The organism is Psychrobacter piscatorii, assembly GCF_904846415.1.
Classification (GTDB): domain Bacteria; phylum Pseudomonadota; class Gammaproteobacteria; order Pseudomonadales; family Moraxellaceae; genus Psychrobacter; species Psychrobacter piscatorii.
Map to the genome: position 1 here is coordinate 1 of NZ_CAJHAR010000011.1, position 12,301 is coordinate 12,301.

Genomic DNA, 12,301 nt, shown 5'->3' on the forward strand with positions numbered 1-12,301 from the left:
CGAGCCGTTAGAAGAACCTGTTGTTTCTCTAAGAAGCTCGATAATCACTTAAAAGTGTTTGATCTGGTGTTCTTTTATGTCAATTATGGCTACGTCTGATGCCAGCATACTTTTTAGAACACCACCAAAAAACGAAGTATAAAAAAACCCCACTAACCAATTAGCTAGTGGGGTTTTCGATGACAGAAAATGCGTATCAGTTGCTTTTATCTTCTATGAGCGCTTTTATACTGTCACTATTATTGTTTTTAGGAGTATTTGCATTATTACTAGCACCATTGTTACTTGTGCTTGGCGGTTTTGGCGCAGGTACGACGGGTGGTTTTTTGATACTGCTATTGTTATCCGTTCCCGATGCTACTGGTTTTTTATTATCCTGTTTGGGCTTGTTGGCATTACCTTCGTTTTGAGTTGGTGCTTCAGAGACTGACTGTGACTCATTACCAACCGTCCGCTCTTCGGTAACGGATAACGTTTCAGAAGTATCAGCTGACTGGCGAATACTCTCCTCTGAAATACTTTCGTTAAAGCTTCCTTGACTATCGCGACTGGTATTACTATTGGCAGCTTGGTCATTGTTAGTATTGTTGACTGCTTGGGCTTGCTGACGTGCTGGTATTTCACGCTTAGTCGGTTTTAGATTGACAGCGCGCGTACGCTTCGTACTTAAGTCTTTTACCGGATCAGGACGCTCGTAGTTATCGATAATACTGACGTATCGATTGATCTCCTCCGGTAGCACACGCACATTAGCAGGCAGTTTAAAATCTATGAGCTTTGCTGCACCAACCGCCTCCTGTGGACTACTCATGATTCCGTAAGTCAGCATATAACGAACTTGATTTTCACTATCAAGATAACGGAAATAAGCGAATTTATCGCGATCTTCACGGCCCTCTAAATAACTGACAATCACGTCATTTTCAGCGACATTCATCACCTGCACGGTCCACTTACCCTTGTTGGCAAGTAGATAGCGCTTGTCTTTAAACTCGTCAGGATAATTACGCAAGTCACGGACAGTCGTATCAAAACTAATCGGCTGTACATCGGTATCCAGCTCGTGAAGCGACTCGATTTTTAATGGTTGCTCAAACTCATCAGCCAACATTTGCGGTGCTGATACTGGTTCGTTTTCAATTTTGGCACCCATCGCTGGCGTTTGGCTTAGCATCCAGACTAACGCTGTCACAACACCTAATAGTAACGTCGCGACCAGCCAGATCAGGGCTTGACGACTGTATGATTGGCCAGCGGTACGCGCCTTCGATTTTGATGCTGCCATGGGGAGGTCCTTGGTAAAAACATATTTAAAAGCATTATATCAATGCTCATTCAAATAGAAGTGCAGTTAGTGCAGCCTATGAATCTGCTGTACATATCAAATTTTAGTACAAATACTCACTAAAATTTTGATACATTATGCGCTGTGTTGTGACAATACTTTGAGCAATAGATCGTTATCGAAGTCATTGGTCAATACTGCACTCCCTATTGATTTTAACAAAATCAGCCGAATTTGTCCGTGTTTCACTTTTTTATCGTGTCCCATTAAGTTCAGAGCAGTTTGTACATCAATGGTAGGCGGTTTGGTTGGCAGGTTACCTAGCATCAAAACACGCTTAATACGCTCAACCTCATCAAGGGTCAACCAACCAATTTTTTGGGACAATTCAGCCGCTTGCATCATGCCCGCCGCTACCGCCTCACCATGCAACCAATTGCCGTAGCCTTGATGGGTTTCAATCACATGACCGAATGTATGCCCAAAGTTCAACAGAGCACGCACACCTGACTCTCTTTCATCTTGAGCGACCACATCTGCTTTGTATTGACAGCAGCGCTTCACGGCTTCACCAAGTACTGCCAGATCTAGCGCCATCATTGCAGGTAAATTCTCTTCAAGCCATGTCAGAAACGCTTCATCCATGATAAGCGCATACTTGATAATTTCAGCGATTCCTGCTGACAGCTCACGTGCAGGCAACGTTTTGAGCGTACTCATATCAGCGAGCACCATTTGCGGCTGCCAGAATGCGCCAATCATATTTTTGCCTTGCGCATGATTGATGCCCGTTTTGCCGCCAACGCTAGAATCGACTTGCGATAATAAGGTCGTTGGAATTTGGATAAAGTTGACCCCGCGCATAAAACTTGCCGCAGCAAAACCTGTCATATCACCCACTACGCCACCACCAAGTGCGATAAGCGTGACATCACGATTGAAATGCTCTGCCATTAGTGCATCATATATTTGGTCAATGCTTGTCTGGTTCTTATATTGTTCACCATCTGGTAACACGCAAACTTTTACCGTAAATTGCTCTGCTAGCTCGTCTTCTAAAGTTTGCAAGTATAGAGGTGCCACGGTATCGTTAGTCACAATCAATACTTGGCAACCCTTAATATAAGGTGCGACTTGCTTTGCCATACTGCTATCTTTTGACGTCGCATCTTCAGTAATAATGATTGGATAATCATGACTTTGCGTACGAACTGTTAAGCTATCATGAAACAGTGACGTTGCCATGAGACACTCCTTAAGCATTTATAATTGGGTAAAAGTAGCTGAGTATACCTACCTATCATATCAATAGATAATATCGGTCTACTCTTTATTGTCTTTTGGTGTTGTGTCAGTACAATCAAAAAATGCGTTCAGCTGCTGCATTAATTGGCTGACCATATGACGCGGATAAGTGTGACCAGTGGGCATAATAATATGCGCGACCTGACGATATAATGGATCGCGAATACTATATAGATCTTGCAGTATTTTTCTAGGATTAGGCTGTTGTAAAAGAGGCCGTGACTTGTCTTTAGAAGTGCGGGCCATTTGCACATCGACTGGGGCATTGAGATAAACCACGATGCCACGCTGTTTTAAGAACTCTCGGTTTTCAGCAGCCAATACTGCGCCACCACCAGTTGCTAATACAATTTGAGGGGCTTGAGTCAGCTCATCAATGGCACGCGTTTCACGCTCACGAAAACCCGCTTCACCTTCTTTGGCGAATATCCAAGCAATGTCAGCACCAGTTTGCGATTCGATATACCAATCACTATCTACAAAAGTGCGACCTAACTGCTTGGCCAGTAACTTACCGATCGTCGTTTTCCCCGCTCCCATCGGACCCACTAAAAACACCGACGGCAATTCCTGCACCATAATACTCACTCAGCTAAATTAGCTATCATACAACGTCATTGATATTCTGGCTAGTAATGCGCTGTGATTATTGTTAGTAATATTTAGAGCTTATCATCCATTAATCCATGCATATAGCTCGCAACATTAAAGATGCTAAGTTTATGCACAAAAAAAAGTAAGCACTAAGGCTTACTTTTTTAGCGAATAATCAACAGATTTATGATTAATTCAAGCGACTTGTGCCATCATTGATCAATTTTGGTGTTACAAAGATAAGTAACTCCTCTTTATCATTACTACGCACATCTCGGCGGAATGCGCGACCAATATACGGTAAATCGCCTAAAAACGGTACTTTGTCCACGCCATTATTAGTACGGTTTTTAAAGACACCACCTAATACCACCGTTTGACCATCTTCAACGATCACATTGGTTGAGATAGAATCCTCAGAGATAGCCACCTGATTGTTGATAATAGTCGGCGTACCGTTAGTAATAAGTAATTGCAAACCAATCTTGCCATCGGGCGTGATGTTTGGTGTCGCCTCTAAACTCAGTGCCGCTTCTCTAAAGCTGGTCGTTGTTGCGCCACTGGCTGAGGCTTCCTGATAAGGGATCTGGGTACCAGAAGAAACTTTTGCGGTTTGCTTGTCAGCCGTCAACACTTTCGGGGTCGAGATGACTTCACCGCGGTTATCGGCTTGCAACGCTGACAATTCAAGATCAAGCATCACATCAGATAGGCTCAGTAAACCAAAGGCGATACTACCAGCTGCTGGATTAGTAACACCCAAATCAACGTTTAGGTTATCAGGACGGCTGATGTCATATGAAGGATAAGAAACCGTTTGTCCATTGACAGTCGTGGTCTCTACGTCAAAATCTTTTAAGTCCCATAAAGTTTGATCACTACCACCAACCAACAAACTACGATTATTGGCTGCACCATTTGATAAGATTCCCCAGCGAACCCCAATCTCCTTACTAAAGCTGTCAGTTGCACTCACGATACGCGCCTCAATCATAACCTGACGTACAGGAATATCAATCTTGCCAATTAAGGTACGAATATTTTCAATACTATCCGCCACATCTTTGACGATCAAGGTATTGGTACGCTCATCAACTGTCACCGTACCACGATCCGACAATAATGTATTATTGTCATTGCCACGATTTGTAAGTCCGTTCGTGCCGCCTATACCGCTGCTACCAGATGAACCACTTCCTTGAGAAATCAAAGTCAGGACATCTTGTGCTTTTGCGTAGCTCAAACGAATATATTCAGTACGTAATGGCGCATAAGATTGAACGGCTTGCTTCGCTTCAAGCTCACGTGCTTCTTGTTCAGCGAGTTCAGTAGAAGGCGCAACCAAAATCACATTACCATTTTCGCGCTTGCCTAGATTTTTACTTTTTAGAATAATATCGAGTGCTTGATCCCAAGGCACATTGATCAAACGCAAAGTGATATTACCAGCGACTGAATCACTCGCAACGATATTCATTTCGGTAAACTGCGCTAAAATATCTAACACGCTGCGAATTTCAACGTCTTGGAATTCCATAGATAGCGGTTCCCCACTATATACTCTCTCCTCAAGAGTCGGTTCACGTAGTAGCTCAGGCTTGCTAATACTAATATTTAACTGATTGCCTGACTGGTAAGCTTGATACTCGTAATCATCAGACATGTTAATGGTGATGACACCATTTTGTCCTTGGTTTTTAGTATCGATGCTACTCACCAGACCACTATTAATATTTAATCGACGTAGCAAATTTCTTGGGACTGTACTGCCTGTTAAACGTACGACAAGCTTATTACCTTGGCGTTGTACATCTACCGGAATGGCTTCGTTGGCAAGTACCATGCTGACATTACCGCCACCATCATTACCTGCCGAAAAATTGACCGCACTGAGACCATCATAGCTGTACTGTTTACTTACTTGTGCAGAAGCAAGTTGTGGGTTCAACAACGGGTTAACTCTCACCACCATCGTATCAGCTGGCACGTCATTTTTTACGACTGTCGTGCTAGTGGTGCGAACAGCCGCAACAGGAACCGTACTAGTCTCGACGATTGGCGTGACGACTGCAGTGGTGGTGATACCGCTAGAGTTATTAAGGACATCTTGTATAGGGTCACTAGTAATCACTGGGCGATCAGGATCGGTAATGGTCAGTAGCAGATCGTTACCCTCAATCGCTGTTGTATAATTGCCTGACTGCTTGAGGCCAACGATAAGACGCGTCGTACTGTCGCTACTCAACGTGGTGACATCATTGACCATACCGATATTGTATTCGTTAAAACGACTGGCAAGACCGTTTTGTACTTGTTCAAAGTCTAATACCAAGCGGCTAGGATCATCAAGCTGGTAGGCTGCAGGCAATACTGGTAAACCTGTGAACCCCAAACGCATTTGTGTCACTGCTGGTGCAGTTTGCACTACAGACACATTATTGATGCGCTGTGCAGCGTGGGCGCTACTACTTACTGCCACCATGCTGACTGCCAGTGCTGAAATGGCAAAAGCAGAAGAAACGCGGTTGCTCATCATCATTACCTTGTTATTGCGTACTGTCATTATTTATTCCTCAAAAAATCTGCCGACTTAGCTTATAGGGGATACCAGCGACTGGGGTTTTTCAATAAACCCAGCGCGGCTGTCTGGCACAATTTCAATCAAGTTGATCTGGGTCGGCGTGATTTCAACAATACGGCCGTCATTCAATCCAAGATAATCACCCACCTTCACACTAGCAACTGAACCATCAGGACGTTGGACTAATGCATATCGCTGACCTTCGGGAGAAACGACTACACCTCGAAAAACCAGTTGCGATAACTCGTATTGTTCAAGTGGTTCTTTCACACGTGTAATGTCTGGGCGCACGCCATCAATAGAAGTGGTAGGACCCTCTACATTCACCAAGCTCGGTGGCAAAAACGGGCTACGCTGTGAGCTTGCACTATAGACGAAGTCTTCTACCAGTTCAGCTTTGGGTGGTGGTTCGATAGGCTGCGCTGGCTGGTTACGGATATCAGTCATCGCTTGCTCTGCCATACCGATACGATCCGTACAGCCAGTTATCGCTAGCGCTGCGATACTTAAAGTCAACATCATGGGTAGTTTTTGCATACTCATTAGTTACCTCCTGCATTTGCATCAGTAGCGGCGGCGGCATCACCTGCAGGAGCCGTTTCATCTTCAGGAGTCGCTTCTTTTGAACGATAGGTTTTGGTTTGCAAGACTAGATTAAGCTCAGGTAAGACATCTAAGCTCGGTTGTGGATTACTCACCTCAAAATCATGCATGGTGATGATACGAGGCAGCGCTGCAAGGCCACTGATAAAACTACCAAACTGATGATATTCACCTAAAGCAGCAATGCGAATCGGCTGCTCAATGAAAAATTCATTTTCAATTTCAGGTTCGACAGAGATGTCTTGAAAACGAATATTACTGCCGACACCTGTCATATTGATACCTTCTACCAGCTCTGACACACGCGTATCTTTTGGCAACTGGTCTAACAAGGTATTAAACTCCGTTTCCATCTGAATGACCTGTGCTTGATAAGCTTCTAGGTGACGCGCGCGCGATTCTTTTTCACGATAGCTTTCAAGCAAGGTCTGTTGCTGACTTTCAGCAGCATTGATCTCATCGATTTTGCTACTAATCGGTAGCGCCCATGATAGGGCCGCTATAAAGGTAATAATAAGACCGATCACCGTCACCTTCACTGGTAGCGGCCAGCTGCCATAGTTTTCAGAGTCTAGTGACTCAAAACTGCGACGAAATTCATTAAGATCAAACTGCTTCTTTGGTTTTGAAGCAGTTTTTTTGGTCTTAATTAGGCTTTTTTTACGGACAAGTTTCATAACTCCCCTCCCACACCATCTTCCGCAGGGACAGGCGTTTCTGATTGTACTTTAGTCGTCACCACGAACTGTACATAACTGTCTTCAGGATAAACTGGACGTGTTGTCTCACCAGCCGTAGTGACTGTATTATTCAGTACAGGGGCCGCTTCATAAGCGCTAATGTTCTGTTGAATATTGCTAACTGCTGAGTTACCCATCCATTTACTACTATCCAAATTACGAATCAGGCTAGATACAATATTTGGGTTATCAGCCAGACCAGTCAATGTTAATACATCGCCTTCGCGTTTGAGATTGGTTAGATAAAGCGCTGGTGGAATCGCTCTTGCCAGATCATCCCACAAGCGTACTGGTACGGGACGCCGACCTTGCAAATCTTGAATGACCTGCATACGTGAGATAATATCTTCACGGCGCTGCTCTAAACTGTCAATCTCAGTCAATGCGGTGTCTAAACGTGCATTTTCTTGCTCAATCAAGGCATTAGCATCAAGCTGTTCATCAAGCTCATTGTTAAAATAGCTCCATGAAGCAAAGGCCGCCAATAAAGTGAGCAAAGTCACTGCAACTATCAGAGTCATAAACTCTTTGTTGCGACGTTCACGCTCTTCTTGTCGCCAAGGTAAAAGGTTAATACGAGCCATTAGTCAAAGCTCCTTAACGCAAGACCGCATGCGGCCATTAAGCCTGGCGCATCAATGGTCAATTGCTCATTATCAATATTAGGCGCAATGGTCATATTGGTAAACGGATTGGCAACACTAACGCTCACACCGAGTTTTTGTTGTGCCATCCCAGCAAGACCTGCAATGGAGCTACTACCACCCGCAAGTACCACGTGGTCAATACTACTATACTGACTTGATGAGAAGTAAAACTGTAAGGAACGAGTGATTTGCTGAATGGTATTTTCTATAAAAGGGGTCAAAACTTCAGGATAATAGTCATCAGGCAATGTGCGCTCACGTTTGCTCAGCGTTGCTTCTTCAGCTGACAGTCCATAACGGTTTTGAATCGCTTCTGTTAACTGAACGCCGCCAAACAATTGCTCGCGACTATAAATAAACTCACCATTCTTTGCGATGTACAAAGTAGTTTGATTATGGCCGATATCAACCAAAGCGACCAGTTCCGGCATATTGGGCAGATTGTCTGCCATTAGTCCAAAAGCACGCTCTATCGCATGTGATTCGATATCCATAACCTTGGTTTGCATACCACCAAAGGCCAACGCATCAACACGTTGATCAACGTTTTCTGAGCGAGAGGCCGCAAGCAGTACTTGTACCATATCCTCACTCACTAAAGATGGACCTAGCACCTCAAAATCTAAATTGACATCTTCTAATGGATAAGGCACATATTGATCAGCATCCAAACGTATTTGTGCTTCACGCTCAACATCGCTTAGCATCATATCCATATCAATAATTTTGGTGATGACGGCAGATCCTGATACGGCCGTTGCAGCATTACTGCCCGCAACTTGGCAACGTCTTGCTAGACTCGCTATAATGTTGCCAACCGCTTCTGTATCAACTAGGAGTTTGTCTACGACTACACCTTCCGGTAGTCTCTCAATACCGTAGGATTTTAGGTGGAACATGCCTTGTTGACGCTGTATGTCCACTATTTTTACTGAAGTGGCACAAATATCCACACCAATCAAATGTCGACTTTTTGAAGTAAATAGCCTCACAAACTCTATACCTTATATTAAGTGTACAATCTGATAGTTATTTGTAATAATTCAATACAATACTTTACTTAATTGATAGATTCAAGCGTTTAAAAATATATTAAGGCCTACTTACACATTTATTATGACCTGTTGATTTTGTTCAAGGTATAATAAGTTATCCGCTACAAATTCTAATTAATAAGTCTTATTATGGCCAAAAAAAATGCTACCGCTCGTCTCATTCATTTCTTGGTGGGACTTTTTGTCGCTTGCCTAGCATTGGCAGTTATCTTAGCGCTTGCTGTACCTATTGGTTTTTATGGTATGGCGATGTATTTATCGCCAACTTTGCCAAGTATTCAAGAGATAAAAACTGCCAATTTAGAAATGCCATTGCAGATTTATAGTAGCGATGACAAATTAATCGGCCAATACGGCAATCGTTTATCGTTACCAGTCACATTTGATGAAATTCCTGAAGATTTGACTCATGCTTTTTTAGCAGCAGAAGATGCTTCTTTCTTTCAGCATAGTGGCATCAGTATTAAAGGTCTTGGGCGCGCGGTCACTGAGGTTGTGACTGATGATGACAGTCAGACTGGTGGCTCAACTATTACGATGCAGGTCGCCAAAAATTACTTTTTAAGTCCTGAGCGCACGCTAAACCGCAAACTGACAGAGCTGTTTGTGGCGCGAAAAATGGAAGATGAGCTTAGCAAAAATGAGATCCTTACTCTCTATGTCAATAAGATTTATTTGGGTGAAGGCGCTTATGGTATCCGCGCTGCTGCCAAAAAATACTATAGTAAATCACTAGATAATCTCACTATTGCTGAAATGGCAATGCTTGCCGGTTTACCAAAAGCCCCTTCTAAATACAATCCTGTTGCCAATCCTAGCCGCGCGTTGACTCGACGTAACTGGATTATTGGCCGTATGCATGAGTTGGGCTATATCACAAAAGCTCAGTATGATGAGGCCGTTAACTCCCCCGTTGGCATTAAGCTATATCAAGAAAAACTCGACGTTAATATGCCGTATTTGGCAGAAATGACACGCGCGACTCTAGTCGAGCGTTACGGTGAGCAGGTAATGCATGGTGGTTGGCGTGTTCGCCTGACTGTTGATAGTAAGGCACAAACCGATGCAGAAGCTGCCGTATTAACAGGCTTAGTAGCTTATGAGCATCGTCATGGCTGGCGCGGCGCAGAGGCAAATGACGAGCCTCTCGAAAACTTTCAGCGCTATAGCAATATGTCTCCTGCCAAAGTCACCAAAGTCAACTCTCGTAGTTTTGAAGCGACATTACAGTCTGGTGAAAGCGTGACGGTCAATTGGCCTGGCATGAGCTGGGCACGCAAATACATCTCTGCCAATCGTATCGGTTACTACCCTAATAATGCTAGCCAAATAGTGAGCAAAAACGATATTGTTCGCGTGATACCTACCGCAAATGGTAATTGGCAGCTAGGGCAAATACCCAAAATACAAGGTAGTCTGGTCTCATTAAATCCAGAAACTGGCGCAGTCAATGCATTAGTAGGCGGTTTTGATTTCAAACATAGTAAATTCAACCGAGCCTTACAAGGATGGCGCCAACCTGGCTCAACCATCAAACCATTGGTCTATACCGCCGCTTTGGAAAAAGGCTATCATCCAGACAGTATTGTTTCAGATCGCCCTATTCAAGTAGGCGACTGGAAACCTAAAAACTCTGATGAACGCTTCTTAGGTGATATTACCTTACGTCGTGGTTTGTATTTATCTCGCAACTTGGTTTCTATCCGTCTTCTGCAAGCCATTGGTATTTCTGATGCGCGCAATCTGTTAGATGAGTTCGGCCTAGATAAAGAAAAACTACCAACAACTTTATCGTTGGCTCTAGGGGCAGGACAAGCAACCCCATTGCAAATGGCAACGGCGTATTCGACCTTTGCTAATGGTGGTCACCGCGTACAACCTTACTTTATTGAGCAAATTTATAACTATAAAAACGAGTTATTATTTCAGGCCAATCCACTTCAGGCTTGCGCCTTATGCTTCAATGAGCAACTTGAAGCGGTTAATAAAAACCTGATAGAAGAATATAACAAATCATTAGAAGACGAAAACAGTACTACTGATAAATCAGCTAATGAGAGCGCAGAGCTAGAAAGTAGTGAAATTGATGAAGGAATCGACCTTACTGTCTATGATGCTGGTCCACAATCAGATCGCCTAAAAGCACCTGTCGTACAATACGTAGCAGCCAAACAAGCACCAAGAATATTAAAGCCTAGAGTAGCATTTGAGATGGCAGATATTTTACGTGATGTGGTGCAGCGTGGTACAGCAGTACGAGCAAAAGCCTTGGGCCGTGATGATATTGGCGGCAAAACCGGTACAACCAACGAAGCCAAAGACGCTTGGTTTGCAGGATTTCATCCTACCAATGCAACGGTTGTATGGATGGGGTTTGATCAGCCAACATCTATGGGTCGCCGAGAGTATGGTGGTGTGGCTGCCCTGCCCGTCTGGATGGACTTCATGAAAGCTCAGCTCAAAGACACGCCAAATCAATGGGTGTCTATCAATAACCGCTCAAAATCTAAAAAGCAGCAGCAGCAAATTATAGAAATGACCGATGATGGTATTATAACTGATGATGACGACATCTCTGATAATAGCGCACCAGCAAAACCGGTCAAGACTCAAACTCAGCAGCGTAAGCCGACCCTACCTGAACCAACTACAGATACTAACAACTCAGCAGCTCAAGCAAATAATAGCCGTAGTAACGATAGCGTGCCGCAAAACCCTTTATCGGTCACACCGGTCCAGCGTATGCCCCCGATGCCAGAATAATCTACCAGTATCTCTAATTACCGATATAAAAAAAGGCTTGTTCAGTCATCACTGAGTAAGCCTTTTTGTAGATACTATACTTCGGATAGACTCATCTTGCTAAAACTCAACCATCCCTGCACGTAGTTGCTCGATCAGCTCTAAAAGCTGATTACGCCATTCTCTTATCGTTGCCTCATCAGGTAACCATTGATTTGACAAAGTAACGACATTCACAATAAGGTCGGGCGCAGATAAATCGTTACTTGGTTTTTCATCCACAACCGTATCTGGTGGTACCGCATAGAGACAACGCTCATAAGCGCGCTCTATGTTTGCAATAAAGCCTTGCTGCTGTAATTGCTGCAAGCGCTGAATCTCAGGAGATACCTGCGTGCGCTCGCTTAGTGCTTGCTCAATATCTGACAAAGTTGGTGCGGTCATATTTAAACTATAAAAATGACCCAGCTCTTGAGTGAATGCCAGCAACGCACCATATAAATGAAAAATAGCAGTTTCGCAATGGGCTTGATATAACTGCTTATCGCTAGTATTGCCTGCTGTTTGGCAGGATAGACGACAAAAATACAGTTTTTGATTGGTACGATCTGCTTGATATTTGGCAACGCGAGTTTTACCTGCCATTTGCGACTTATCCTTCTATAGATAGTAAATTGAGGCTTGTTTTCCAGTGTACTATTTTTTTAGATAATAGCACCATGCCTTTCTCAGTTTTTATACACACAAAA

The 12,301-nt window shown here is 43.6% G+C and carries 10 protein-coding genes and 1 pseudogene; 2 read left to right on the plus strand and 9 right to left on the minus strand.

Annotation, left to right across the window (positions count from 1 at the left end):
- Positions 1–99, plus strand: a pseudogene (locus tag JMX83_RS06655) (IS1 family transposase); the annotation flags it as partial.
- Between the two features lie 97 nt (positions 100–196).
- On the opposite strand, the gene JMX83_RS06660 reads toward JMX83_RS06655, so the two are convergent.
- The 8 genes from JMX83_RS06660 to pilM form a co-directional block, all read right to left on the minus strand.
- A complete protein-coding gene (locus JMX83_RS06660; protein WP_227675766.1) occupies positions 197–1,285 on the minus strand; it encodes a hypothetical protein in 1,089 nt (362 codons plus the stop codon).
- Between the two features lie 135 nt (positions 1,286–1,420).
- Complete coding sequence (gene aroB, locus JMX83_RS06665) at positions 1,421–2,530, minus strand: 3-dehydroquinate synthase (RefSeq protein ID WP_201599879.1); 1,110 nt, start codon at positions 2,528–2,530, stop codon at positions 1,421–1,423.
- 78 nt (positions 2,531–2,608) lie between these two features.
- Complete coding sequence (gene aroK / locus JMX83_RS06670; protein WP_201599881.1) at positions 2,609–3,169, minus strand: shikimate kinase AroK; 561 nt, start codon at positions 3,167–3,169, stop codon at positions 2,609–2,611.
- A gap of 205 nt (positions 3,170–3,374) precedes the next feature.
- Complete coding sequence (gene pilQ, locus JMX83_RS06675; RefSeq protein ID WP_201599883.1) at positions 3,375–5,747, minus strand: type IV pilus secretin PilQ; 2,373 nt, start codon at positions 5,745–5,747, stop codon at positions 3,375–3,377.
- A 27-nt stretch (positions 5,748–5,774) separates the two neighbouring features.
- Positions 5,775–6,308 carry a pilus assembly protein PilP gene (locus JMX83_RS06680; RefSeq protein ID WP_201599884.1) on the minus strand — a complete coding sequence of 178 codons (534 nt, stop codon included), beginning with the start codon at positions 6,306–6,308 and terminating at the stop codon, positions 5,775–5,777.
- Complete coding sequence (locus JMX83_RS06685; RefSeq protein WP_201599885.1) at positions 6,308–7,045, minus strand: type IV pilus inner membrane component PilO; 738 nt, start codon at positions 7,043–7,045, stop codon at positions 6,308–6,310. The genes JMX83_RS06680 and JMX83_RS06685 overlap by 1 nt, the downstream gene beginning before the upstream one ends.
- Positions 7,042–7,692 (minus strand): PilN domain-containing protein, encoded by a 651-nt coding sequence (locus JMX83_RS06690; protein WP_201599887.1) that lies wholly within the window; start codon positions 7,690–7,692, stop codon positions 7,042–7,044. The genes JMX83_RS06685 and JMX83_RS06690 overlap by 4 nt, the downstream gene beginning before the upstream one ends.
- On the minus strand, positions 7,692–8,747 hold the full coding sequence (pilM, locus tag JMX83_RS06695; RefSeq protein ID WP_071002928.1) for a type IV pilus assembly protein PilM: 1,056 nt from the start codon (positions 8,745–8,747) through the stop codon (positions 7,692–7,694). Before pilM ends, JMX83_RS06690 begins: the two co-directional genes overlap by 1 nt.
- A gap of 192 nt (positions 8,748–8,939) precedes the next feature.
- Between pilM and JMX83_RS06700 the strand changes: the two genes are divergently transcribed.
- Positions 8,940–11,573: a penicillin-binding protein 1A gene (locus tag JMX83_RS06700; protein ID WP_201599889.1), complete on the plus strand. Its 2,634-nt coding sequence runs from the start codon at positions 8,940–8,942 to the stop codon at positions 11,571–11,573.
- A 99-nt stretch (positions 11,574–11,672) separates the two neighbouring features.
- Here the strand turns inward: JMX83_RS06700 and JMX83_RS06705 are convergent, their stop codons facing one another.
- Positions 11,673–12,197 carry a DUF6586 family protein gene (locus JMX83_RS06705; protein WP_201599891.1) on the minus strand — a complete coding sequence of 175 codons (525 nt, stop codon included), beginning with the start codon at positions 12,195–12,197 and terminating at the stop codon, positions 11,673–11,675.
- Between the last annotated feature and the right edge of the window lie 104 nt (positions 12,198–12,301).

Coding starts and splice junctions, on each gene's coding strand:
- JMX83_RS06690 (WP_201599887.1), bottom strand. CDS start 7,692: ATGGCTCGTATTAACCTTTTACCTTGGCGACAAGAAGAGCGTGAACGT.
- JMX83_RS06700 (WP_201599889.1), top strand. CDS start 8,940: ATGGCCAAAAAAAATGCTACCGCTCGTCTCATTCATTTCTTGGTGGGA.
- JMX83_RS06660 (WP_227675766.1), bottom strand. CDS start 1,285: ATGGCAGCATCAAAATCGAAGGCGCGTACCGCTGGCCAATCATACAGT.
- aroB (WP_201599879.1), bottom strand. CDS start 2,530: ATGGCAACGTCACTGTTTCATGATAGCTTAACAGTTCGTACGCAAAGT.
- pilQ (WP_201599883.1), bottom strand. CDS start 5,747: ATGACAGTACGCAATAACAAGGTAATGATGATGAGCAACCGCGTTTCT.
- aroK (WP_201599881.1), bottom strand. CDS start 3,169: ATGGTGCAGGAATTGCCGTCGGTGTTTTTAGTGGGTCCGATGGGAGCG.
- JMX83_RS06685 (WP_201599885.1), bottom strand. CDS start 7,045: ATGAAACTTGTCCGTAAAAAAAGCCTAATTAAGACCAAAAAAACTGCT.
- JMX83_RS06680 (WP_201599884.1), bottom strand. CDS start 6,308: ATGAGTATGCAAAAACTACCCATGATGTTGACTTTAAGTATCGCAGCG.
- JMX83_RS06705 (WP_201599891.1), bottom strand. CDS start 12,197: ATGGCAGGTAAAACTCGCGTTGCCAAATATCAAGCAGATCGTACCAAT.